Origin of the sequence: Paenibacillus sp. FSL M8-0142 (assembly GCF_038597315.1) — a bacterium.
Lineage (GTDB): Bacteria > Bacillota > Bacilli > Paenibacillales > Paenibacillaceae > Paenibacillus_AQ > Paenibacillus_AQ lactis.
This window is the reverse complement of the sequence record NZ_CP152008.1, coordinates 6,181,075-6,206,456: the sequence shown is the minus strand read 5'-3', so window position 1 is coordinate 6,206,456 and position 25,382 is coordinate 6,181,075. Positions and strand designations below refer to the sequence as shown.

General features: G+C 52.6%; 20 protein-coding genes. 15 read left to right on the top strand and 5 right to left on the bottom strand.

Annotated features, from left to right (window positions below; translation table 11 throughout):
- Window positions 1–42: 42 nt before the first annotated feature.
- Window positions 43–1,332: a Gfo/Idh/MocA family oxidoreductase gene (locus NSQ46_RS28105; RefSeq protein WP_007130644.1), complete on the bottom strand. Its 1,290-nt coding sequence runs from the start codon at window positions 1,330–1,332 to the stop codon at window positions 43–45.
- A 128-nt stretch (window positions 1,333–1,460) separates the two neighbouring features.
- Between NSQ46_RS28105 and NSQ46_RS28100 the strand changes: the two genes are divergently transcribed.
- The 3 genes from NSQ46_RS28100 (at window position 1,461) to NSQ46_RS28090 (ending at window position 4,532) form a co-directional block, all read left to right on the top strand.
- A complete protein-coding gene (locus tag NSQ46_RS28100) occupies window positions 1,461–2,321 on the top strand; it encodes an AraC family transcriptional regulator (protein ID WP_341034541.1) in 861 nt (286 codons plus the stop codon).
- A 237-nt stretch (window positions 2,322–2,558) separates the two neighbouring features.
- Entirely contained in the window at window positions 2,559–3,689 is a 1,131-nt protein-coding gene (locus NSQ46_RS28095; RefSeq protein ID WP_007130642.1) for a DUF4261 domain-containing protein, read from the top strand.
- A 297-nt stretch (window positions 3,690–3,986) separates the two neighbouring features.
- Window positions 3,987–4,532 carry a hypothetical protein gene (locus NSQ46_RS28090; protein ID WP_138919333.1) on the top strand — a complete coding sequence of 182 codons (546 nt, stop codon included), beginning with the start codon at window positions 3,987–3,989 and terminating at the stop codon, window positions 4,530–4,532.
- 4 nt (window positions 4,533–4,536) lie between these two features.
- Here NSQ46_RS28090 and NSQ46_RS28085 read toward each other — a convergent pair whose 3' ends face one another.
- Both NSQ46_RS28085 and NSQ46_RS28080 read right to left on the bottom strand, forming a co-directional pair.
- Complete coding sequence (locus NSQ46_RS28085; RefSeq protein ID WP_007130640.1) at window positions 4,537–5,043, bottom strand: hypothetical protein; 507 nt, start codon at window positions 5,041–5,043, stop codon at window positions 4,537–4,539.
- Window positions 5,044–5,072: 29 nt separating this feature from the next.
- Window positions 5,073–6,032 (bottom strand): phosphotransferase, encoded by a 960-nt coding sequence (locus NSQ46_RS28080; RefSeq protein ID WP_341034540.1) that lies wholly within the window; start codon window positions 6,030–6,032, stop codon window positions 5,073–5,075.
- A 292-nt stretch (window positions 6,033–6,324) separates the two neighbouring features.
- Between NSQ46_RS28080 and NSQ46_RS28075 the strand changes: the two genes are divergently transcribed.
- Window positions 6,325–7,563, top strand: a complete 1,239-nt coding sequence (locus tag NSQ46_RS28075; RefSeq protein ID WP_341035068.1) for a DUF4073 domain-containing protein — start codon at window positions 6,325–6,327, stop codon at window positions 7,561–7,563.
- Window positions 7,564–7,690: 127 nt separating this feature from the next.
- Here the strand turns inward: NSQ46_RS28075 and pgmB are convergent, their stop codons facing one another.
- Together pgmB and NSQ46_RS28065 are read right to left on the bottom strand one after the other, a co-directional pair.
- Window positions 7,691–8,365, bottom strand: coding sequence for a beta-phosphoglucomutase (gene pgmB / locus NSQ46_RS28070; protein WP_341341400.1), 675 nt, complete (start codon window positions 8,363–8,365; stop codon window positions 7,691–7,693).
- Between the two features lie 274 nt (window positions 8,366–8,639).
- Window positions 8,640–10,928, bottom strand: coding sequence for a glycosyl hydrolase family 65 protein (locus NSQ46_RS28065; RefSeq protein WP_144869588.1), 2,289 nt, complete (start codon window positions 10,926–10,928; stop codon window positions 8,640–8,642).
- 111 nt (window positions 10,929–11,039) lie between these two features.
- Here NSQ46_RS28065 and NSQ46_RS28060 point away from each other — a divergent pair, with 111 nt between their 5' ends.
- From NSQ46_RS28060 to NSQ46_RS28010, 11 genes are all read left to right on the top strand, one after another.
- Entirely contained in the window at window positions 11,040–11,792 is a 753-nt protein-coding gene (locus NSQ46_RS28060; protein ID WP_007130635.1) for an AraC family transcriptional regulator, read from the top strand.
- A gap of 17 nt (window positions 11,793–11,809) precedes the next feature.
- A complete protein-coding gene (locus NSQ46_RS28055) occupies window positions 11,810–13,612 on the top strand; it encodes a sensor histidine kinase (RefSeq protein WP_040738808.1) in 1,803 nt (600 codons plus the stop codon).
- Window positions 13,613–13,618: 6 nt separating this feature from the next.
- Window positions 13,619–15,169 (top strand): response regulator, encoded by a 1,551-nt coding sequence (locus tag NSQ46_RS28050; RefSeq protein ID WP_341034538.1) that lies wholly within the window; start codon window positions 13,619–13,621, stop codon window positions 15,167–15,169.
- A gap of 174 nt (window positions 15,170–15,343) precedes the next feature.
- Entirely contained in the window at window positions 15,344–16,582 is a 1,239-nt protein-coding gene (locus tag NSQ46_RS28045; protein ID WP_007130632.1) for a sugar ABC transporter substrate-binding protein, read from the top strand.
- 103 nt (window positions 16,583–16,685) lie between these two features.
- On the top strand, window positions 16,686–17,630 hold the full coding sequence (locus tag NSQ46_RS28040; RefSeq protein ID WP_007130631.1) for a sugar ABC transporter permease: 945 nt from the start codon (window positions 16,686–16,688) through the stop codon (window positions 17,628–17,630).
- 5 nt (window positions 17,631–17,635) lie between these two features.
- Window positions 17,636–18,460 (top strand): carbohydrate ABC transporter permease, encoded by an 825-nt coding sequence (locus tag NSQ46_RS28035; RefSeq protein WP_007130630.1) that lies wholly within the window; start codon window positions 17,636–17,638, stop codon window positions 18,458–18,460.
- A 49-nt stretch (window positions 18,461–18,509) separates the two neighbouring features.
- Window positions 18,510–20,618 (top strand): beta-glucosidase BglX, encoded by a 2,109-nt coding sequence (bglX, locus tag NSQ46_RS28030; protein ID WP_007130629.1) that lies wholly within the window; start codon window positions 18,510–18,512, stop codon window positions 20,616–20,618.
- A 33-nt stretch (window positions 20,619–20,651) separates the two neighbouring features.
- Complete coding sequence (locus NSQ46_RS28025) at window positions 20,652–22,724, top strand: glycogen debranching N-terminal domain-containing protein (protein WP_342577022.1); 2,073 nt, start codon at window positions 20,652–20,654, stop codon at window positions 22,722–22,724.
- A gap of 241 nt (window positions 22,725–22,965) precedes the next feature.
- Entirely contained in the window at window positions 22,966–23,439 is a 474-nt protein-coding gene (gene tnpA / locus NSQ46_RS28020; RefSeq protein ID WP_251535087.1) for an IS200/IS605 family transposase, read from the top strand.
- Window positions 23,440–23,678: 239 nt separating this feature from the next.
- A complete protein-coding gene (locus NSQ46_RS28015) occupies window positions 23,679–24,149 on the top strand; it encodes a DinB family protein (protein ID WP_007130627.1) in 471 nt (156 codons plus the stop codon).
- Window positions 24,150–25,055: 906 nt separating this feature from the next.
- Window positions 25,056–25,361 (top strand): DUF3139 domain-containing protein, encoded by a 306-nt coding sequence (locus tag NSQ46_RS28010; RefSeq protein ID WP_007130626.1) that lies wholly within the window; start codon window positions 25,056–25,058, stop codon window positions 25,359–25,361.
- The last annotated feature ends 21 nt before the right edge of the window (window positions 25,362–25,382 follow it).

Genomic DNA, 25,382 nt, shown 5'->3' with positions numbered 1-25,382 from the left:
CTTAGGATCCTAGATCCATAAGACCGGCCTTTTTATGCCCTCCTAGAACCGGACCAGGCTATGAATATGAACCGGCATACCGGTTGCGATGGCGCGGTTGGCTGCAATTCCCGTGAGGATCGATCGGGCCCCATCGATATGATTGGCCGCGCGGTGGAATGGATCCTCCGCGGCCTCTCCGAACAGATCGTTCAGCAGAACCGGATCGCCGCCGCCGTGGCCGCCTGCCTTTTCTTCAACCTCAACTTCATACGGAGCCCCGAACATCGGAAGTACGCGGAGGCTTTTTCCTTTCAACGCGCCTTCCAGCTTCTTATCTCCTCCCGAGTTGACGTAGGACTGCTCGATGACCGACATCTCGATCCGGCCCTTGGTCCCGTTGATGGCAAGGCGGTATCCCTCCCATGGCTGGTAGGCGACCAAGGAATAGGTCAGGATGGCTTTGTTGCGGTAACGGACGAGGACGCCCATCGTATCCTCGATATTAATGCCGTCCCCGAACACGCTCTGATCCCGCTGGTAGCCGTCCTCTTGCTCCGCATCCAAATACATCGCCTTCAGATGGTCATTGGAATCCAAATGGAGCGCGAAGGGATCGTCCTTGGCGACCGGATTTCCGGTCGCCCGGTTGTAGAACTGCGTTACTCCGCGGGCTTCCGCATTTTCCCTTCCATAAAACATGAGATCGCCAAAAGCAAACACGGTTTCCGGCTGAGACCCGATCCAGAAATTGACCAGATCAAAATGATGGGTGGATTTATGAACGAGAAGCCCGCCGCTATTGCGCTTATCCCGATGCCAGCGGCGGAAGTAGTCTGCGCCGTGGCGCGTATTGAGCAGCCACTCGAAATGGACCGACGTCACTTGTCCGATGGTGTCGTTCATGATCAACTCCCGCACCTTGGTATGATGGGGCGCATAGCGATAGTTGAAGGTGACCCGGATGTTTCGGCCCGTCCTTTTGGCGGCATCCAGAATGGCTTGGCATTTCTCTTCGTCGACGGTCATCGGCTTCTCCGTTACGACGTCGCAGCCGAGCTCCATGGCGCGGATAATGTACTTGTGATGCGTCCTGTCAATGCTTGTCACGATGACGTAGTCCGGCTTCTCCGTTTCGATCATCCGGTCGAATTGATCGGCGCCGTAGGTTGGCACCTCGGGGTGGTTATATTTCTCGCGAAGCAGCCGGTTGGCATAGTTCATGCGGGTATGGTTGATATCGCAAAAGGCCGCAAGCTCGGATTGATCGCGGAAATGCTCCGCCAGCGCACCGTAGAAAAATTCGGCCCGGCCCCCGGTTCCGACCAGGACATAGCGTTTTTTGCTGCTCATCTTAAATCGCCTCCTTGAATATAGCTCAAGCCTATAACAAGGGAACACTTCTTTCTCCGCATTTTATGCGTAATCGCTTTCAAACACCGCATATTTTGCTATAATTCAGAACAAGAGGGGGCGAGCGCATGGTGAGACCGTTCAAAGCGGAGTACCGCGATCCGGGCGGATACCTGGATATTGAATATGATCGCCGGATCGGGTATTTCTCGATGGCGACCGATCATCTTCATGACCATTATGAGCTGTATTATCTCTTGTCCGGGGAGCGTATTTACTTTATTAAGGACCGCTCGTACAGAGTGATGGCGGGGGACCTCGTATTCGTCGACCGGAATGCGGTGCATAAGACGCTGGACAGCGGCCGGCCCGACCACGACCGGGTCGTCCTGTATATAAGCCCAGGCTTATTCGGCGATTTATCGGTTTCGTCCGAGCTCGAGGAGAGCTTGCTGGAGCCCTTCCGCTGGGAGGTTCCTTTGCTGCGGCTTCCAACCGCCGAAGGAGAAGCGATCCGGCGCATCGTGGACGAGATGGTGGGCGAGATGGTCCGCCCTCAAGCGGGGAGCGGCCAGCTGCTGCGACATCGCGCTTTGGAGCTGCTGCTCCAAGCTTACCGGGGCCGGCATCTGGGCCAGGTCCGCCCGGCGGACACCGAGCCGGCTCTTCATCCGAAAGCCCAGGCGATCGTGCAGTATTTGAACCGGCACTACCAAAGCCCCGTCACCTTGACCGGTGTCGCCGAAGACTTCCGGATCAGCCCGTATTACCTCAGCCGGTTGTTTAAACAGATGACAGGCTTTACCTTCAGCGATTACGTGAATCTGCTGCGGATCAAAGAAGCACAGCGTCTGCTGCGCGAATCCGGCGATTCCGTAACGGATGTCGCCTTGCATGCCGGATTCGGCAATTTCTCGCATTTCGGGAAAGTGTTCAAGCGGATCGTCGGCATGTCGCCAAGGGAATATCGCCGGCAGTACAGGCCGTAGGGATGAGGGGACCGAGAGCTTGATTGGTTTGCTTGCATAAGAGGGAGCTGGGGGAGGGGAATGGTGAGTGCGTTTTGACATAATCGCATGTGTTGAGGATACATGTCGCCGCAGCGACCGCCCCAGAGCCTCCGGGAGTGTGGATTGGCTGGCCATCTGCCGTTCTGTTGCTGAACCTGCTGGGGGCTGGTAGAATATAACAGGTGCAATCCTAGATGAAATTAAGGAGAGGAATACATGACAGCTCAACAGCAAGCGGCCACGGATTCAATGATCGAATGGCTGGCCCATGAACAGGAGCTCGGCCACAAGCCCAGCAGAATCGAAATAGCCGGAGAATTTGATCTCCACGATATGCATTACTACATATTTAAATATAAGAAGTCCATGCTCGGGAAATGGTTACTTGGCGTCTGCGGCGGCTATGAAAGCTCCTCTGATACTGACCACTGCGGACATGTATTTAGCGAGATGCAGCCCTACAACCCCGCAACAGCAGAGCAGGAGGCCATAGCTATGGTCGAAATGATCCGGGAGTATTGGATGAAGCAGGCGGCAGCCTATGAACAAGAAACCGCAGAGGACAGCAAGGCCGAGCCAGATGAATCATCCGGATCCGGCATCTTTAACGGGTTTGTTCTGCTGAACTCCCCGGAATGTGATCTGGAACAGATCAAGGCCAATCTCCGGCATGACTGGAATATCACCTGGTCCCCCGAGGAGGAAGATGGTGCCTCCAGTAAGGAGAAGGACGGCATTCTGGTTTTTGAGGCAGAGGGCTGTATGGCTGCGGTCAGCTTCGTTGAGGCTCCGGTTCCGGATGGAGAGGCTGAGCATTACGCGCAAGGAAACTATTTGTGGCCCGAGGCGGCTGCGGTTACCCAGACCCATGTTGCGCAGCTGATCGTGGCGGTATTTACACGCACAGGTTCTCCGCTGGACAGCGGAAAAATGTATGCGAAAGTGGCGGCAAGCTGTTTGAAGCTGCCCAATGCGGTGGGGCTTTATTCATCCGGAACGGTATTTCAGCCCGAGATTTTTGTCGATATGGCAGAGCTGATGAAGGAGGAAGATCTATTTCCTCTGTTAAATCTGGTTCACTTCGGTTTGGTCGGAACGGAATCGGGAGTGAGCGGATATACCTATGGGCTGAGAGCTTTAGGCAAGGACGAAATTGAGGTGCTGGACAGCCAGGTAACCCCGGCTGAGCTCCGTGAATTCTTGATGGATATTTCATTGTATGTTGTTGAGCAGGACGTCACGTTAAGGGCTGGGGAAACCATCGGATTTTCGGCTGAGCATAAGCTGCCGATTACCCGCTCCGAGGGCGTGTATGTTCATGGGGACACGCTTAAAATTCAGTACTAATCCAAGGCTGTTGGCCATGGTTCTTCGCTTGCCGTGAAGATCCGCAGCCATGCCGGGTTGCAACAAAGAGCCTTTACCGTTAGCGCGGTGAAGGCTCTTTGTTTATAAGTAACATTGCTGCCAAAACACGTGAATATCAACTTAACAAAGCACAGCTGGTCACATAAATAGGAGGGGATTTTTTTTGGTTATAACCTGAAACCTTGCCTTTCGTTCCGGAGTCTATAAGATATAGCCTAAAAAAATGTAGAAGACCTTAATGAACGGGATCGCAAAGAGCAAAAGGGGTGCATGATTTTGAAAGCGTTGAAGATGCTTACCCTTCTATGGGTTGCCCTATTCGCATTGGCAGGATGCTTCCAGGCGGAATCGAGGGGGCCTGTTACGAAGCAGGAAACCGAAGGGCGGGCTCAGGCTGATAACCCGATGGACTCATCCGCCGCGGGGGAGGCCACTGAGGTACGGTTTACGCTTGAGGATGTGGAAGAAGCATTGAAGGGGCAAGGGATCGACCTCCGCTCCAAGCACATCAGCCCGGACTGGGTGCTAAGTGGCGTGCAAGCCATGATGTATGCACTGGATGAGAACCAGCCGGAAGGCTCAGGCATCGAGGAGCGAATTTCGGTGTACATTTTTGATACGGAAGAAGAACGCATCCAAGGCCAGGCTGATTTCCATAAGCAGAAGGATGTGTATAATATGCAGGTCCCGAATGAACATGAGCTTGCGAACGTCCTGATTTTATACTGGCACCGGGAAAGCTTGGACGAGGCAGCCAATGCGAAATGGGAACAGGACATTAAGACCGCCCTGCCCTCAGCCTTTCTGTCAGTTGTCCACTAACACGCTATTCTTGAAAAAAACGCCCCATCGAGATATTCCTCTTGAAGGTCAGCCCCAGGTATCGATATTTCAGCTCGACTGCCCGGATCGGCTCATCGTGGAGTAGGCGTATCCCATAATTCAGCGGGATGCGGGGGCTTTGGTTCAGCGCGGCCTGCTTGTCTTCCGGGGAGAGGTCCGGATGGAGGGGCATGTCCCCGAGCCCGACAAACGCGATATCGGGATTGCCCTCCAGGTTGGAGCCGCCGACAAGGTGCAGCGAGTAGCTCACGCCAAGCTCTGCCTTAACCGGCCGGTGTCCGCCGTTGACGAGCACGTCCAGCAGCTGCACGTCCGCAATCCCTTCGTTCACCGCCTCGAAGATGATCGTATGCTCGTTGTCGACCGTCGTAAAGAAATCCGTCTTAATCGGTGTGGGGCGGAGATACAGCAGATAGAGCAAGGCGGCTGCGAGGAGCAGCCCCGCCGCAAGAAAGAGGGTCCGCCGTGTTCGCTTCGTGGTTGATTTCATTTTGAAATAGGTCCTGCTTTCCTTATCGATTATGATATCGGCAAATGAACGACCGGAGTGCCGGCCTCGATATCGGCTTTCATCCCTGCGAGATACTTCCGGGTCCGTTCGTCGAGCTCATGCCAGTCAACGTATTTGGAGAAGTAGACGAAGGAGTATACGTTTCGAAAATCAATGAAAAAAGGAATCCGCTTGATCCAATCGGTGCTGAGCGGATGCTCCTGAAGATATCCGGTTAAGAGCGCATCGCAGAAGCGGGAGGCAAACTCGGCTTTTCTCGGGCCGGGAACGGTCTGTACCGCATGATAGATCGAGATCGCGATATCGTAAGCGTACCAGTGATAGCCAATGTCTCCGAAGTCGAAAAAGACGATGTCGCCGTCGTGGACATGGAAATTGCGATGATGCAGATCATTATGGACGATGCCGTAGCCTTGCGGATCTTGGGGGAGGGAGGACAGCTCCTTTAGATACTCCTTCCAACGGGTGTGCACCTTTTCGCCGGCGGCAGCCGGAAATTCATCCGTAAAGATCGGATGGCTGTTCCAATGGGCAAAGCCCATTTGGTGAAGGAGAGCGGCGGAATCGTGCTTGCCGAGCGCATGCATCCTGCCCAGACCGCGTCCCCAGCGCTCGATCACGGCAGCGTCCGATTCCAGATCGGTTAACGGCCGGCCCGGGGCCATCGTAAAGGCGATCACATAAAATAATTGCCCATTATGGGCTACCTCTTCAATAAGAAGCCCCTCCCGCGAGGTTACGGATTCCGTAATGCGAAGCCCGTGTCCTGCCAGATGGGCCATCCAGGTCTGCTCCCGGATGATGTCAGCCTTCCGGTATTTGGCGGCATCCAGAAACTTTAATACGAAACGGGACCCATCCTCCCCGGCATACTCGAATACACTCTGATCAAATCCCCCCAGCAGCTTTAACGAATACGCCCCCTTGCCGAATTTCCCGGCACCTTGGTTCAAAACAGCCTGTTCCATCGATCATTCCCCTCTCTTCCGCTACTCGTCATAGATTCCCGCCCACGGCATAACCACTATCATATGATGGGAATCACTGTATCTATCAGTCTACTATTTTTTAATGTCGGATTGTCAAGTCAAGGGGGCGGCAACTCTTCTGAAAAGGCTTCCCGCTCATTATGTGAACGATTTACTTTAAGTGAATATTAGCTTAATATTTCCTGTTTACAATAAGAGAGAAGCATACATTAAAGCATACATTGTTTTGCGAAAGTATTCTGAACATGAACATTACTAGGAGGAATTAATGATGAAGAAGCTGCTAACAAGTATTATGGCAACATCTATTTTTTTTAATATAGGTGCTGTTTCAGGATCCGCTCAAGCAAAACTGGATGAACATCTATTTTCGAAAAAACCAGGCCTTACCTTTGATGTCATTAGTGACATTCAAGGGGATTACGCTGACTTTAAGCATGTGCTTCATGATATGAAAGAGGTAAATCCTGCTTCGAAAGCATTAATCATTAATGGCGATATTACGGACCGAGGGTGGGATTTCGAATATCAAGCCGTACAACAAGTGTTAGATCGTAATCCTCACCCGGAAAATGTATGGTACAGCATAGGAAATCATGAATTTTATAAACCGAAATGGGCAACACCGAACAAATTAGCACAAGACACATGGCCCAATCATACACCGGAATCTGAAATGTTCCAAAATTTTTATAACTTTACTGGTGAGGAAAAAGTCTACCATAAAAAAGAGTTAGACGGATATCCGTTCCTTTTCTTGGGTACCGAAAAATATATGCACTATCATGATGAGTCTTTGTGGGATGAGGTTTATCTTAGCGATGAGCAGCTTGATTGGTTAAAGCAGAATCTTGAGGAATATTCAAAGAAAAAACCAAATAAACCGATCTTTCTCTTTAGTCATCATATCCTAAAGGATACGATTTCAGGCTCTAATCAATCGCCGTATACAGGTGACTACTTAGACCAGGCTAAATTAGAAGCAATCTTAAAGGATTATCCGCAAGTCATTCTTTTCACAAGCCACAGTCATTGGGATCTGAATCTTCCGGATTGGGCAGGTAAAAAGGTAGTAGAAGGTGGAGATCAACGTGGGTTTACCGTTGTGAACACAGCCGGGATTCAAGCGGGGTGGGCATCGGCAGGGCCTAATGGCGGTGAAGTTTCGACAGGCAATGATTTTAAACAGGGCCTCCAGGTTGAAGTGTACGGAAATGATGTAAAGATCAAGGCGTATGACTATAAAACAGATAAAGTTATTAAAGAGCTTGGTGTGCACAATGGTACTGTTGTTCAATTACCACCCGATGTAGTAGCAGATGACGAAAAAAATCAATTGATCGGTGCTACCCAATACATGGAATACTCTGTGAATGGGAAAAGTCGCTGGGTAGACTATGATCCGAAGAACCCTCCAACATTTGAAGGAAACCAAAATGTATTCGTTCGCCATAAAGGTGAGATGAACCTGGAAGACGGATTATCCAAAAAGGTGACTTTCAAAAAATAATATCTGCAATTCAAGTGTTATAAGAGAGAAAACGATTTAATCGACAACGGTGGCATTGGAATAAAAAATGGGAGTGTCCGAAAGAACGCCAGACTCTTTCGAGAACACTCCCATACTTATTTCAAAGCTACCCTTCAAACGCTTGCTTCAGCTCGCGGAAGTCAAGCTGCGACGTGCTAGGCAGCACGATATCCGCATGCGGGAAATGCTCGGCCCGGCCGATCGCAACCGCGAACATGCCTGCGGCCTTGATGGCCTCCACGCCGGACGCAGCGTCCTCGACGCCGATGCAAGCGGCCGGATCGGCGCCAAGCTGGGCAGCCGCCGTCAGGAAAATCTCCGGGTCCGGCTTGTTGTTCTTCAGCTTCGTGACGTCAACGATGATGTCGAAGCGATCCATGACGCCAAGCCGGGTAAGGACGGCTACGGCGTTCTTGCTGGCCGAAGCGATGCCTGTCGCCAGGCCCGCCGCCCGGATAGCGGCGACGAAATCGGCGACGCCGGGAAGCAGATCGGCCGGCGTAATCGTCTCGATCAGCTCGACGTAGAGCTTATTTTTACGCTCCGCCAGCTGATGCAGCTCCTCGTCCGAATAGCTGACGGGCGTTTCCGCTTGGCTTAAGAGCAGCTTCAGGGAGTCTATGCGGGAGACGCCCTTCAGGTTCTCATTAAACTCGCGGGTGAAGGGAATGCCAAGCTCGGCGGCAATGGCTTTCCACGCCTGGTAATGATATTCGGCCGTATCGGTAATGACGCCGTCCAGGTCAAAGATGACGGCTTGAAGCGTTCTTCCTTCGCTCATGGTTCATTTCTCCTTCTACCAACGGAAACATGTCTAAGTCATGTTCCCGATTATCACTTTTGAATAGTCTGGCAGCCGATAGGGGATGGACTTTCATGGACCTTCACCAGCAACATGTTGCGTCAATCCCGGCAATTTTGCGATGTGTACCCAGTATGCAATTTGTACCCAGTATGCGATTGTGCTTGGTACATGTCTGGTGAGATTCCCGGCGCATGCGTCGTACGAGCCGTGGACATGCCAAGCCTCTGGCTGAGTTAAAACCCTGAGCTGTTTAGCCTTTAAGCGGCCGTTTCACCGGCTGTCCGGAAGCCAGCTCCACAAGCTCCTCATACAGCTTGATTTCGAGGGGTTCACCCTCGACGAGCTCGATCGTCACACCTGATTTTTCAATCGATACGCCGATCAGCCGGCCCCGGAAGTTCAAGCGGAACGCATACTGCTCCCAATCCTTCGGAATGGCCGGAGAGAGGGACAGCCCGTTTTCCTTAATGCGCATCCCGGCAAATCCGTATACGATGGACATCCAGGTGCCGCCCATATTCGCCATATGCAGCCCGTCCTTCGTATTGCCGTGCGTGTTGTCCAGATCCAGGCGCGCGGTTTCGATGAAATACTCGTACGCCTTGTCCATATTGCCGATCTTCGAAGCCATGATGCTGAAGATACAGGAGGACAGCGAAGAATCGTGCGTCGTGATGCCCTCGTAATAATCGTAGGAGCGGCGGATCGTCTCGAAATCCTGCTCGTCCTCCAGCAGGAAATGCGCCAGCACGGTGTCCGCCTGCTTGCACACCTGGTACCGGTAAATCGTCAGCGGATGGTAGTGCAGCAGCAGCGGATATTTGTCTTCCGGCGTGTTCTCGAAGTCCCATACCGCTTTGCGCAGGAACGTGTCATCCTGCGGATTGATCCCCAGCGTCTCGTCGTAAGGCAGCAGCATCGCGTCCGCAGCCTTGGCCCAAGCGGCGATTTCCGCATCGGTTACGCCGAGTCTGTCGCAGAGCGCTTTGTAGCCTTCCGCATCGTAGTCTTGCAGGATCGAGCAGCTCTTGGCGGCCCACTTCAAGTTATGCTTCGCCATCACGTTGGTGTAATAGTTGTTGTTCACGCAGCAGGTATATTCATCCGGTCCCGTCACTTCATCGATGTGGAACGCCCCGTTGTAGTAATGGCCGATGTCTGCCCAGAGGCGGGCCGTCTCGATCAGCACCTCCGCACCGTAAGACAACAGGAAGTCCTGATCCTGTTCAGCCAGATAATACTGAATATAGCTGTAAGCGATATCGGCGCTGATATGGTACTGCGCGGTTCCCGACGGGAAGAACGAGGAGCATTCGGTTCCCGAAATGGTACGCCACGGGTACAGGGCCCCCTGTTTATGCCCCATCTCGCGGGCTCTTGCCCGTGCCTGGTCAAGCGCAGCGTAACGATACAGCAGAAGCTGGCGTGCGATGTCCGGCTGAGTCATCAGGAATACCGGGAACATGTAAATTTCCGTATCCCAGAAGTAATGCCCTTCGTATCCTTCGCCGCTGAGGCCTTTAGCCGAGATGTTGCTGTACTTGTCCCGACCGGCGGATTGCAGCAGCTGGAACAGATTGAACCGGATGCCCTCCTGAAGACGATCATCGTTACGAATCGTGACATCGGCGGACTTCCAGTAGTTGTCCAAATACCGGGTCTGCTCGGCGACCAGATCCTCGAACGACAGATCCTGCAGTCGCTCGTGGAGCCTGATGCCCTCCTCCACGAGATCCGAGCCATGACGCAGGCTGTCCGTGTACATATTGTATTTCGTCAAAGTAACCGGTCCGGAGAGCGGGAATGAAGCGGTGAACAGAACTTCGCCCGATCCGGCTTCCAGCTGCACCTGCGCCTCGGAGCCTTCCAGACGGTGACGCGTCACGCAAGCCGCACGCAGCTTGGAAGCCATCGTCTCGTCAATGACGTAGCCGTCCTGACCTCGAACGCCGGCATCGATCACGGTCATCCGCTCCGCATGACCGGCTCCGACCCGCGGATCGTTCGGGTTCGTGTAGTTTTTTACGTTACCGTTCACCGTCGAGACGATGCGTACCCGGCCGTTGAAATTGACCGGCTCCAGCTGGAGCTGGATCGCAAACAATTCGCGGCGGGTGAAGGACACCAGGCGTCGGAACGTCAATCGGATTTCTTTGCCGGACGGAGAAGTCCACTGCACCTTTCGCTCCGCATAGCCTTTATCCATGTGCAGATGGCGTTCATGGGCCGAAATCGTGCCGTGGTCCAGACGAAACGGCTCCGGCTCGTCGTCCAAGTAGACGAGAACGGTTTGAGCGTCGATATTGTTAACAAGCTTTTGCTGGGTATCGGGAAAGGCGAACAGTTTCTCGCCGTATGGAATTTCAATGATATCGTGAAAAGCATTCAGATAGGTTCCGCGAATGGTCGACATGGACGGGCCATATCCCTCCTCGAAGTTGCCCCGGACGCCGAGGTAACCGTTTCCAAGCGCGAACAGGCTCTCCATATTGAGCAGTGCCTGCTGTGATAATTCGGAATTTGAAATCTTCCAAGTCATCGTGTACACTTCCTCCCTAGCAAGGTTATGTTTGAATTTTAGAGCCAAAAAGGGTTATATTATACTAAAATATTCAGATTTTTATCAATATTTTTAGGTGGTGTGCAAATAATGAAGGAGCTGTCCCGGCCGGCAAACCCGCCCTTTGTTTTGTCTTCCCGGATGCAGTATTTACGCGACAATTTTATCCATCCGCCGTTCGATTACGAGCATGAGCTGCTGGAAGCGATCCGATTCGGCGACGAGGCCAAAGCGATGGATATGCTGCGCAAGATCAATGAGCTCGAGGCCGCGGTCTTGGCCAGCTATCCGCTCCGCTCCAAGAAGAACGCGCTGATTGCCTCTTGTACGTTATTTACCCGGGCGATTATTAAGGGCGGAGTCGATCCGGAGACGGCCTTTCATCTCAGCGACACGCTTATTTTGGAAATCGAGAAGATCGGCGATGTGGAGCGTCTCGTCGCATTCGAATACGAGATGCTGGTGCAGTTCGTCTCGATGATCCGCAAGGAGAAGGAAGAGCTGACGTACTCGCATATTGTGAACCTGGCGATCTATTATATTCGCGAGCATATTTTTCAAGAGCTGTCCCTGCAGGGAATCGCGGACCATCTGGGCGTTCACCCGAGCTACCTGTCCGACCGCTTCAAGCGGGAGACCGGCATGCCGCTGACCTCGTATATTAACCGGAGAAAGGTGGAGGAATCCAAGCATCTGCTTGTGTACACGAATCAGTCCATCTCCGAAATCGCATTCACGTTCAAGTTCTGCAGCCAGAGCTATTATACGCAGGTGTTCCGAAATTTTACGGGGATGACGCCGCGCCAGTTCCGGTTAAGCGGAGCCAAATCCATATCGACATGAAGAAAGAGACCTCTAGCATGAACAGACTAAAACAGAAAATGCTGGATTTAAGCCTGGAGCATAAGCTGATCGCCGCTTTCTCCTGCTTCATCATTGTGCCGCTCATTCTGATCGGCGGGATCGTATCCTGGGTATATGTGGACAACAACCGTACAACGATGATTGATGCGGCCGTGGAGAACAATAAACAGATCGTCAAAAATATCGATACATCCCTTCAGCCCCTGCTGCGGCTGTCAATGTTCCCGATCCAGGACTCGACGGTGTATCAGATCATGCGCAAGGATTACGCCAAAATCGAGTATCCCCTGCTGGAACGCGGCCAGGATTTCGACAAAGTGAACGGCTTGATCCAGAGCGGCATCATGCTATATTCTGATCTGATCGATTCGGTGGTCATTTATCATGAGAACAGCAAGTCGATCATCGGCCGCAGCAACCGGGAATATATGAATGCTGCTTATTTCAGGGACCGATTCACCGAGGAGCCGTTTGTCCGGAAGATCCGGGAGGCGTATGGACTCTTTGTGCCAATCGGCATACACAAGGAGGAGCTGCTGTCCGCCAAGGGCGTGCCGGTCGTATCGGTAGGCCGGGCCATTATGGACCCCTATACGAAGGAGGACCTCGGCTTTATCCTGTTTAACATTTCGGTGGACAAGCTGAAGACGCTGTGGAGCGATACGGCCTTTTCGGAAAACACGAGCTTTTACCTTATCGATGAAGCCGACCGGATCGTTCACAGCATGAATGCGGAAGAGATCGGGCTGCCGGCTTCCGAGGTGCTTGGCAGCGAGTTTCAATATCATAAGGACGGCAAGGTGAACACGCAGATTGCCCGGGACACCTATATCATTTCTTCCGGTTCCTCGCTGGCGAATTGGAAGGCCGTCACCGTCATTCCGAAGAAGGACCTGTTCTCGATCGTGTACCTGATGGTAGCGGTTTTGATCGGCGTCCTCATCTTGCTTCTGGTGCTCTCGATCCTGATCTCCGCCCGAATCGCGACCACGATCATGAAGCCGCTGGCGGTGCTCAACAGCAAGATGAAGCTGGTATCCCAAGGGCAGCTGAACGTAAGCCTGGATACGAAGCAGCGTGGGGAGATCGGCGTCATCAACAACACGGTCGACCAAATGCTCAAGGAGATCCGGGAGCTGATCGAGCGAATCTACGTGGAGGAGGAGGAGAAGCGGAAGCTGGAAATGAATGCGCTCCAGTCGCAGATCCGCCCGCATTTTATCTATAATACGCTGAACGTGATTAAGTGGATGGCCAAAATCCAGGGCGCTGCGGGCATCGAAGAAGCGCTGCAGGCGTTCTCGTCCGTCATCAAGTTCACGGTAAAGAAGGAAGGGAACTACGTTACCATTGCCGAGGAGGTCGAATTCATGGAGAATTACACCAAAATCCTCGATTTTCGGTACTTTAATACCTTCGATGTCACGTATGAGGTCGATCCGGCCGTTATGAAATATAGGACGCTGAAGTTTCTATTGCAGCCGCTAGTGGAAAATGCGGTGTTTCACGGATTCGAAGGCATTGACTATAAAGGCCACCTGATCATCGCTATTTATGAGGATCAAGGAGCGCTTGTCATGAAGGTCGAGGATAACGGACGGGGCTTCCCGGAGGACGGGCAGCCCAAGAAGGAACAGAACGGGCCAAGGGATGGCTTCAACTCGATCGGATTGAACAATATTCGTAACCGGATATCCCTTCACTTCGGTCCGGAATACGGGCTTTGGATCCAGCGAAGGGAGCAAGGCGGAACGGTGGCATGGATCCGCGTTCCGATCATCACAGAAGAAGCAGGGTGATAGCAAGTGCGGATACTTATCGTGGATGACGAGCCGCTCGTTCGGATCGGCATCAAGTCAGCAATCGACTGGGAAGCTCAGGGTGTGCAGATCGTCGGAGAGGCCGGTGACGGAGAGGAGGCGCTGCAGCAAATTGCGGACAAGGACCCGGATGTGGTGCTCCTCGACATCAAAATGCCCAAGCTGGACGGCATTGAGGTGCTTCGCAGGGTTCGTGAGCAGCAGCTGCCGGTTCAGATCGTGGTGCTTAGCAGCTTCGACGATATAGCTTATGTGAAGGAAGCTTTGAAGCTTGGGGCTTTCGATTACTTCCATAAACCGGATATGAACGAACGCGAGCTGACAGCGATGCTTCGGAGCATCCGGGAGCAGCTTGGAACAAGCGGGACGCCTGCCCCGCCGACCGTGGTGACGCAAGGCAGCCGGAAGGAACAGCTGCTGTATGAGGCCCTCGAAGGCAAGGTGCAGGACCTGTCCGAAACGAGTCTTGAGGAAGGGAATATGTATATCGTTCTCTTTAAAATCAAAAACTATCGCACCGTCATTCAGCGATATACGAAAGAAACCGAATCGGTGCTCCCCAGCACCGTTCAAAATGTGGTGCGCGAGATGCTCTCCAAAGAGAAGGAGGTCGAATACCTGCAGCTAGACGTCCAGCATAGCTGCGTATTCATCAGCAACAGCGAGCATAAGAGTCTGCTCGCATCCCTAAACCGCGTAAACAAATTGGTGCAGATGATCAGCTCGGCCCTGAAGCGGTTCGTGAACATCGATATCGTGCTGGGCGTCAGCGATTGGTTCGAAGGCTACAGCGCCATTCCTGCAGGCTATGAGCAGGCGGCTAAAGCGCTGTCCCATCATTTTTACCATCCTGATACGTCCATCTTCTATTATCAGCATCTGCGGCTGCAGGGGGAGAGCGCGCTGAAGCAGGCGGATGCCTATGTGAGCCAGATGAAGTCGGCGCTGCGGGAAGAGGAGAATGAACGTTTTCTGGAGCTGCTGTCCCGCTGGGAGGCGTTCTTGGAGCAGGAGGAGTGCATGGAGGAGCGGGATGTCCGCAAAGTGTACGAAGGCTTGCTGTTCATGATCGGCGGGGACGACGGCAAAGTTGAATCAGGGGCGGAGCACAGCGGAGGCTTCGAGGAGATCGAGGATTTCCGGGGAATGGCCGCGGGATACCGGAAGCTGTTCGAGGACCGTCTCAAGCAGCGCCAGCGACTGTCGAATAAAGGCTACAGCCAGCTTACGCGCAGCATTATGGAATATATCGAGGAGCATTATGCCGAGAGCCTTTCCCTGAAATTGTTCGGGGAGCTGCTGCATGTCAGCCCGAATTACGTCAGCCGGCTGTTCAAGCAGGAGGTTGGCCAAGGGCTGTTCGACTATATTAATGAGCTCCGGATTGAGAAAGCGAAGAGACTGCTTCGGGACTATCGATACAAAATATATGATGTCGCCGAGATGGTGGGATTTCATAATCAGGCCCATTTTGCGATTGTATTTCAGAAATACACAGGCTTATCTCCTAAGCAATATAGGAAAGAAGAAGTGTGATTTTAGAGAAGAAAGTGTAATTTTTCATAAAATCGTTTCTCTCGTGCAAGATATCTATAAAAAAATAGTCAATATTAAAAAATTAATCATCATTTGATTAATTTTTTTTATTCTTCGGACTCCTTATCATGAATGTGTAAGGTTTAACGAAACGAAACATAGGGGGTAGCATTCATGGGTAAAGTGAACAAGAAGATTTCCGCCATGCTGGTATTATGCCTGGCTCTTGTTGTCGCGTTAACCGCTTGCGGCGGCAATAAAAGCGCTGACAATAAAGAAGGAGCATCCGGAGAGAAAGTGACCGTAAACTTCGGCTTCTGGGGTACGGCGCAGGATTTGGAGATCTACCAGAAAGCAGCCGATACCATTTCCGAGAAATATCCCGAGATCGAGCTGAAGATCAAGCAGTATCCGAGCAGCGAGCAGTTCTGGAATACGTTGCCCGGCGAAATTGCGGCAGGCGTAGCGCCTGACTTTATTAAGATGTCCAATGAAGGCGCATACGAGTACATCAACAAAGGCCTGTTCACGCCGATTGATGATCTGGTTCAAGCGACGGGCGTTGACATGGGCCGTTTCCCGGATACCTCGAAGAAGATCTGGAATGTTGACGGCAAGCAGTACGGCATTCCGAACAGCGACATGCCGGCCATGTTCTTCATTAACGAGCAGATGTGGAAGGACGCCGGTCTTGGCGATTACCCAACCACATGGGACGAAGTGATCGAAGCGGCGAAAGTGCTGAACAAAGGCAATGTAAAAGGCATTATCGTCAATCTGGACGCATTCCATATTACGAACTACGTGAAAAGCTTCGGCGGCGGATGGGGCAACGGCAAGACCATAAACTCCCCTGAAAACGTAAAAGCGCTGGAATTGATCATCGACATGTACAACCAAGGCATCGCGGTTACTCCGAAATCCGCCGGCTTCGGCTGGGACGGCGAAGTGTTCGCGAACAGCCTGGGTGCTATGAGCACCGGCGGATATTGGTATAAAGGCTACCTGAAGGACGCCAACCCGGATATGAAATACGTTGCGATTCCGGTTCCGAAAGGCACAACGAACGGCAGCACCATGAGCTCCGACGCTTATATGGTGCTGAAGGATGCCAAGAACAAGGAGGCCGCACTGAAGGCCGCTTATTACATGACCAATGACGACACGCAAACCGCATTCATGGATCTTGGCTTCAATCCTGCCGTGTCGTCGCTGTCCGAGAAATACTTCGAGAAAAATCCGGAGTTCAAGGCGCTTCAGCCGGCGCTGGAATACAGCACCGACTATGGCTATCCGACCGATACCAAGCGCTTCACGGATGAACTGGTGAAAGAGCTGGAAGGCCTTGTGCTTGGCGGTTCCGGTAAGACGGCTCAGCAAATTCTCGACGATATTCAGAGCCAGTTCCAATAAGAAAAACAGGCAACAACCTGCTCCCGCTCCTTGATATCAGGGAGGCGGGAGCCTTTATTTTGCATGAGCGATTCAATTCTAGCATGGGAGTGGGGGATAACTTATGTCCGAATACAGCAGCAAGCATGTCGGCGCGAAGGGCGGCAAGATCAAGCAGTCCTGGCTGCGTTCGCTGGCCGACTCCGACAAGACACTCGGCTGGTTGTTTACGCTGCCCTTTTTGATTTTGTGGGCTTGGTGGTTTTTATATCCGTTTATCCAATCCTTCGTGAGAAGCTTCCAGGACGCCAATTTTGCGGCACTGGACCAGGCCAAATTCATCGGCCTCGAGAACTATACGGCGATTCTTCACGATAAGGAGTTTTTCCGGGCGCTGCTGCATTCCTTGGAGATCGTGGTCATTTCGATCCCGATCCAAACGCTGCTCGGGCTGCTTTTGGCCATCCTCGTGAACCAGAAGCTGAAGGGCAAGGGGATTTTCCGTACGGTGTTTTTCCTGCCGTATATCACCTCGCAGATCGCCATTACGACCGTTTTCATGATGATGTTTAAGCAAGGGACCTTTCTGACCGATTTCTTCGGCGTTTTGGGCTTCGGGAACGTCACCTGGTTTGCGGATACCCGCTATGCGCTTCTGTTCGTCTGCATCCTGTTCATTTTCCAGCAGGCAGGCTTCACGATGATCGTGTATCTGTCCGGCCTGCAGGAAATACCGAAGGATCTGTACGAGGCCGGCGAGATCGACGGCGCTTCGAAATGGAACAAGTTCCGCTATATCACCGTGCCTTATCTGAAGCCGATCACCTTCTTTATCGTGTCGGTATCCACTATCGCCGGCTTCCAGATTTACGACCAGATCGCGGCGATTTCGCGTTACGGCGCACTCGGCTCGCCGGCGGGAGCGACCAGCACGGTGGTGACGTACTTCTACCAGCACGGGATCCGTTACATGAACATCGGATACGGAAGCGCGGCGGTCGTACTGTTCTTTATCATTATTATGCTGATCACGTACCTGCAAAAAAAATTCCTGGATGAGAAGGAGTGAGAGCAATGAAGACCCGCATAAACAGCAATCGGCCGTTTCTGTATATCGGCACGATCATTCTGGGGCTTTTATTCGCCCTTCCTTTTCTCTATACGATTTATACGTCCGTCATTCCGATGCGGTATGTCAATACGCTGACGTCGCCGGCCAACTGGACGTTCGAAAATTTCAAGGTATTCTTCACAAACGATGCGTACAACGTGCCAAGATGGTTTCTGAATACGGTCATCATGACCGGCGCCGTCGTGCTGGGCAACCTCGTCATTAACCCGATGGCCGGCTTTGCGCTTGCCAAGCTGAATTTCCGCGGGAAAGGCCTGATTTACTGGATCGTGGTGGCTACGATGATGGTGCCTTATCACATGATTCTGATCCCGGTATATGTGAACGTGGCGCAGCTGGGATGGCTGAACACGTTCTGGGGCTTGACGGTGCCGTTCTTGTATCAAGGGTTGTATATCTTCATGCTCCGGCAGTTCTTTATCTCGGTTCCGAATGAATTTCTGGAAGCCGCCCGCATCGACGGCTTGACGAAGATGGGCGCCTTCTGGCGGATCGTCTATCCGCTGGCGCGCTCTTCCCTGATCACGATGTCGATTCTTGCGTTTGCGGGCACCTGGAACAGCTATTTGATTCCGAGCACGCTCGCCAATACGCCGGAGATGTACGTGCTAGTCGTCGGCCTGAACAGCGTGAAGGACATGTTCTTCGAGAATACACCGATGATCATGGCGGGCGTCGTGCTGTCGACGCTGCCGATCATCCTGTTCTTCTTCCTGTTCCAGCGCCAATATATTGAAGGCATCTCGAATGCCGGCGTCAAAGGCTAGATTGCTGATTGTTGATCGCTAAGTAGACATACGTTGAGGAGGGAGCTGCATGGATCAAGCAGAACAGCGAGCGCGGGAGCTGTTAGCCCGGATGACGCTGGCCGAGAAGATCGGCCAGACGGTACAATACGGCCGCTGCGAGGAACGGGAGAGGCAGCTGGTCGCCGAGGGGCGGATCGGGTCTTTGCTGAACGTTCACGGGGCGAAGAAAATAAATGAATTGCAGCGTCTGGCAGTGGAGCAAAGCCGCCTCGGCATCCCGCTGTTGATCGGCGACGATGTCATTCACGGCTTCCGGACCATCTTTCCGATCCCGCTTGGCGAAGCCGCCAGCTGGGATCCCGAAGCGATGGAGAAGAATGCCCGCATCGCGGCGAGGGAGGCGGCGGCCGAAGGCATCCGCTGGACCTTTGCCCCGATGGTGGATATTACGCGCGATCCCCGGTGGGGACGCATCGCGGAGAGCACGGGCGAAGATGTGTATTTGTCTTCTCTGGCTGCCGCGGCGAAGGTCAAGGGATTCCAGAGCCCGAACGAGTCCGGATATCCGGCCGTGGCTGCCTGCGTGAAGCACTTCGCCGGGTACGGCTTTGTCGAGGGCGGAAGAGATTACGATACGACGGATATGTCGGAGCGGACGCTGCGGGAGACGGTGCTTCCGCCGTTTGCGCACGGCATTCGGGCCGGCGCCATGTCGGTGATGAGCGCATTCAGCGAGCTGAACGGCGTGCCTGCATCGGGCAGCCGGTACTTGCTGCGGGATATTCTGAAGGAGGAGTGGGCCTTTGACGGCATCGTGGTCAGCGACTGGGAGTCGATTGAGGAGCTGATTCATCACGGCTACGCGGAGGACCGTAGAGATTCGGCGCTGAAAGGCTTGGCGGCAGGCGTCGATATGGATATGCATTCCGGCGTCTATCTCGATCATCTGGAGTCCATCATTGCGGAGCATCCCGAGATGATGGAGCTGCTGGATGATGCCGTGCTTCGCATTCTGAAAGTGAAATTCCGGCTCGGCTTATTCGAGAATCCTTATGTAAGCGAGGACGATCCGGAGGAAATCGGCATTCCTGCCGCTCATCTGGAGCAGGCCCGGGACAGCGCACGCAAATCGATCGTGCTGCTTCAGAACGATGACGGCATCCTGCCGCTGGATACCGGACGATTCAAGAAGCTGGCCCTGATCGGGCCGCTGGCCGACGATCGCCACAATACGATGGGCTGCTGGGCGTGGAAGGGCCGCGACGAGGACGTTGTTACCGTATGGGATGCCTTCCAATCCGAGCTGGCTCCGGATACGCAGGTGTTCCATGAACCGGGCAGCGGCATTTTGGAGGAACTTCCCGGAGGGATCGATCGTGCCGTGGACCTGGCAGGGCGCTGTGACGTCGCGGTCGTGGTCGTCGGGGAATCGGAGCCGATGACCGGGGAGCATTACAATGTGGCGTCCATTACGCTCCCGGCGTGCCAAGAGCGGCTGATCCGGGAGCTGAAGAGCCGGACCTTCACGCCCGTCGTGGTCATCCTGATGAACGGTCGCCCGCTCGCGGCGCCATGGCTGCACGAGCTGGCGGATGCGGTCATCGAGGCATGGCACCCGGGGACGGCTGCGGGGTATGCCGTGGTCGATGTGTTGACCGGGGCGCACAACCCGAGCGGCCGCCTGCCGGTAACCGTTCCGCGGGCAACCGGACAAATTCCGATGTATTACAATCGGAAGAATACGGGACGTCCGCACTTGTACGAGGATTACATCGATTGCGACGATTCGCCTTTGTACCCGTTCGGGTACGGCCTCAGCTATACGACGTTTGAATATGCGGATCTGGCGCTGGACAAGCCTGTAATCGGCAAGGATGAGAGCGCGAATTTGTCTGTGAGAATCAGGAACACCGGCAAGCGCGCCGGCGAAGAGACCGTGCAGCTGTACATCCGGGATCTGGTGGCCAGCTCTACCCGTCCCGTCCGGGAGCTGAAGGGCTTCAGCAAGGTGTTTCTTGAGCCAGGAGAGAGCCGTGTCGTCCATTTTGCGCTTGGGCCGGATGAGCTCGGGCTTCTCGACGAACGGATGGCGTTCACGGTTGAGCCCGGGAAGTTTCATATTTGGGTCGGGCCGCATTCGGAGGAAGGGCTGCGTACGGAGCTCACCGTGATTTGAAACGCCGTAAGGGCGATAAAAGGGGGATGAATGATGGATTATCGCGTAATTAAGGAAGGGGATCTGTTCTTTCTGACGGGGCTGAATGGGGATATGGCTCCTGGGGATGATCAGGGTCACGGTTTATATACGAAGGATACGCGCTTCTTAAGCCGCATGGAGGCGTTCATTGACGGGGAGAAGCCTTCCCTGTTGTCCTCCGCCGGGGATAAGAGCTACATCGCTTCCTTCCGCTTGATGAAGGATTCCAAGGATGAGGGAGCGATCGAGCTGCACCGGGAGCGGTTTATTTACGGCGGGATCCTCTACGAGCGCTGCACGCTGACCAACTATTTTATCGATGCCCGGAACGTTGAGTTTTCGGTCGCATTCGATGCCGATTTCCAGGATATGTTCCTGGTTCGGAAATACCGCACCGGGGACGTTGGCCGCATGGAAGAAGCACGCGCCAAAGACCGGGAGCTGACGCTGTCTTATATGGGCGCGGATAGCCAAAGACGCGAGACGCGCATTTCCTGGGATGCCGAGGGCGGCAAGGCGCATGGAAGCGGAACGATTACGTTCCCGATGTTCTTGAAACCGAAGGAACAGCGGGTGGTCACCTTCTTCATTGCGCCGATCACGGAGGAGCACGCGGAGCCGGAGCCGCTGTCTTATGACGAGGGGCTGAGGAAGCTGGAGGCTTCCTATGCGCAGTGGTACGCAAACAGCACGCGGGTGAAATCCGACTCTGCCGTGTTCAGCGGATTGTTCGAGCGAGGTCTGCAGGATTTGCGCATGCTGACCCTGGACGTCGGCTTCGGCGACACGACGGTGGCCGGACTGCCATGGTTCGCGGTTCCATTCGGCCGGGACAGCCTGATCACCGCCCTGTTCATGCTGCCGGTGAATCCGCAGCTGGCCAAGGGAACCCTGAAGACGCTGGCCTCCAATCAAGGGGAGAAGACGGATCCTTGGCGAGACGAGCAGCCGGGAAAAATCATGCACGAGATTCGTTACGGTGAGCTGGTTATGACCGGGCAATCGCCGTTCTCTCCTTATTATGGCACGATCGATTCCACTCCGCTGTTTCTTGCCCTGATCGGAGAATATTACCGCTGGACGGGCGATTTGTCTCTCGCGGGGGAGCTGAAGCCGAACATGCTGCGGGCGCTTGATTATATCAATGCTGCCTTGGAAGCGGGGAACGGCTTCATGGCCTACAAGCAGGAAGCCGAGAAGGGCTTCCCAAACCAAGGCTGGAAGGATTCAGCGAACTCCATCATCCATGAGCATGGGGAATATGCGGAGTCGCCCATCGCATTGTCCGAGGTGCAAGGATATGTATATCAGGCGAAGAAATCGCTCGTCCCCGTGTTCGCTGACATGGGCGAGCACGAGCTGGCCCGCAAGCTCGAAGAGGAGGCCGAGGAGCTCCGCGCAAGATTCGAGGCGGCGTTCTGGATGGAGGATCAGCAGTGCTACGCGATTGCGCTGGATAAGGAGCAGCGTCAGGTGCGAAGCGTAACCTCGAATCCCGGGCATCTGCTCATGAGCGGGCTCCCTGAAGCCGGGCGGGCCGCAGCCCAGTCCAAGCGGATGCTGAAGGACGACATGTTCAGCGGATACGGCATCCGTACGATGAGCACAGGCTCCACGGGCTACTATCCGATGAGCTATCACAACGGCAGCGTGTGGCCGCACGATAACGGGATGATTCTGCTTGGGCTGGGCAAGCAGGGCTTCAAGGAAGAGGCCGGCAAGGTCATTTCCGGACTGCTCAAGGCCTCGGAGCACTTCGAGTACCAGCGCCTCCCGGAGCTGTTCTGTGGGAATGATGCGGGGCTCGGTTATCCGGTGCCTTATCCGACGACCTGTTCGCCGCAGGCATGGGCGGCCGGCACGTCGATCGCTTTTCTGCAGGCGATGCTCGGATTGTACCCCGATGCGCCTAAGAAGGAAATCGCGTTGTCACCGTTCCTGCCGGAGGGCATGAACGAGCTGAAGGCCGAGCGGATCGCGATCGGTAATGGCCATCTGTCGGTCAGCGTAACGCGTGATGCCGGCGGAGCATCCTTCAACGTGAAGGTGCTTGAAAATACGACCGGCTATACGCTGGTCGGATAGATAATATGAACAGCACGACAGCACGACAACACGAACAGCAAATACACGGACAACAACCTGGTTCTCTCGCTTCAAAGAGAACCAGGTTGTTTTTTATTACGGCTTTAGCCAGTTGAGCTCGCGAAGCGTGCGAAACAAAAAACCACCCGCTATGCGGGTGGAGGGATCGAGGGTTTGACCAACAAGACCATTCCGATAAAATTGAGATGTTCAGGCTCAATAATGAAAGGAATGGTCTTAGATGGCAAACAAGAGCTATAGTTTAGCTCACACGAAGTGGATGTGCAAGTACCACATTGTGTTCACCCCGAAGTATAGACGGAAAGAGATTTATAATCAAGTGAGGAAAGACTTAATCGAAATTTTCAAACGATTATGCAAATACAAGGGAGTGGAGATAATCGAAGGTCACATGATGCCCGATCATGTACATATGTTGGTAGCAATTCCCCCAAAAATCTCAGTATCATCATTTATGGGATACCTGAAGGGGAAAAGCTCACTCATGATATTCGAGAAGCATGCTACCTTGAAGTATAAATATGGTAATCGAAAATTTTGGGCGGAGGGATACTACGTCAGCACAGTGGGCTTAAATGAAGCAACTGTAGCAAAATACATTCGTGAGCAAGAAGCACACGACCAAGCAATTGATAAACTGAGTGTGAAAGAGTATGAAGATCCATTCAGCAAAAACAGTAACAAGAAGAAGTAAACCAGTTTAACTGGTAAGTGAAAGTGACAAATTACACTGAGCCTGAACAATTTTATTGTCAGGCTAGCGTCTTTAGGCGCAGTTTGGCAACAAGGGGTTATACCCCAAGAGCAAACCACCCGTTTGACGGGTGGTTCTGATTGAAAATACAGGAACATGTGTTCTATAATATAGAGCGGAGTTTTAAACTACATACCCCAAGCATGCTGAACGACAACCTAAGATAGGAGAGAACGGGAATGAATACCTTTTGTACATATGCGCTGCACCAGATCGAAGTGGCGGTGCTGTCGGTCGTGGCGATTATTGACAAGCTAACAGAGGAGGATCTGCTCGTCAGGCCAACGGCGGACAAGCATTCCGTCGGCGAGCTGCTGAAGCATATCGCGGTCATCTGCAGGGCCGACTTCCTTATATCCGGCGGGGCGACGCAGGAAGAGATGAGCGCTTATTACGCCGGCGTGTCGCTGAATAACCTGAAGGATATCCAGGCTGAATTGTTAACGAGCTATTCGTATCTGGCGCAGGCATTTCATGATATGGACGACGAAGAACTGCATCGGGAGGTAACGTCCTATTGGGGCGCAACCTATACCCGTTACGAGTGGCTGCTTGAGATTCTGGCCCACCTGTACCATCACCGGGGACAGCTGCATGCGATGCTGGTCCACTGCAATGGCAAAGACCCGAAGGTGCCGCTGTTCGAGTAAGATATTGGCATCAAAGAACCGCTCCCGAGATGCGATAGGAGCGGTTTTTTGTTTAGGCTTAGGCCAAGGTGCTGTTATTTGAATATGAAGGCACAGGAGTGGCTGGAAACGGAGGGAGACATTAGCTGCATTTTTCCCAACGGGGGGATCAGTTGTTAGTGCTGAGAGTCTTACTTCTGAGGAGAGTATCAATCTTTATAACATAGAAGTTAATGATAACACGGACAGTAGCGAAGATATTTCAATCCAAAATGATAGCGAATTAATTGAACCATTTGCGGAGATTGGGCCTACATATCCCGGTACTAATGTTCCAATGCGAATCGGAGATGTCCTCTATTCGACAAAAACGCTTGGCTTTAGTTCACAGATTGTGGGGCATACTGGAATTGTAAATTCAAATTATAAAGTGGTCCACGTAACATTACCTGTGAATGGTGGGACCGTAGATAACATGTCAGGTTATATGAGTAGACATGGCAAAGGAGAAACTATCAAAGTCTATAGACCTATTAATGGTATGGGGGTTGAGGCTGCCAAATGGGCAACATACAACTATAAGTATGTGACAAAATACGAAATTGAACCATACGCAAAGAAGAGCACACTCTCTCCACTCCAAACTATTGTTCGAAATTTGTATGGCAGGCATTCTATTACGGGGAAGGAATAGATCTATTGGATCTTGGTAATACCCCCGATCTAAGAGGATTTATTACTCCATCAATGGTAATAAATGCTCCTAATTTGGTATATGTAACTCAATTTACAGCACAATAATTTATACTAGAAACTGCCATTGTGCAGTTTTTCTTTTTAAGATTATCGGAGCTTTACAAAGTATGATAAAGTGTTATGAGATTTTCAATTTGACAACTTAGATTTTCGTAAGGGAGGATGTTAATAGTGAAAAAAACCTTGGCTATTTTTGTGATAGTAATTGTGTTAATTATAGGAGGCGGTTATGCAGCACTACAATACAAATACAATGCACTAGAAAAGAGCTTAAAGAACCATTTATTTAATGTAGAAGGCTACGCTGAATCTGATATCATCAGTATTAAGGCGAAACTAAGTGGTATGCCTAAATTCCCTGTTTACGTAATATTCGCCGACGATCCAAATACTAAATATATTTTTACTGATAGAGATACAGGAGAATGGACACAATTAGATCCTAAAACACCGCAGCGTTTAAATGTAAAGAATTGAAGTTTGATCTAAACCACTGAT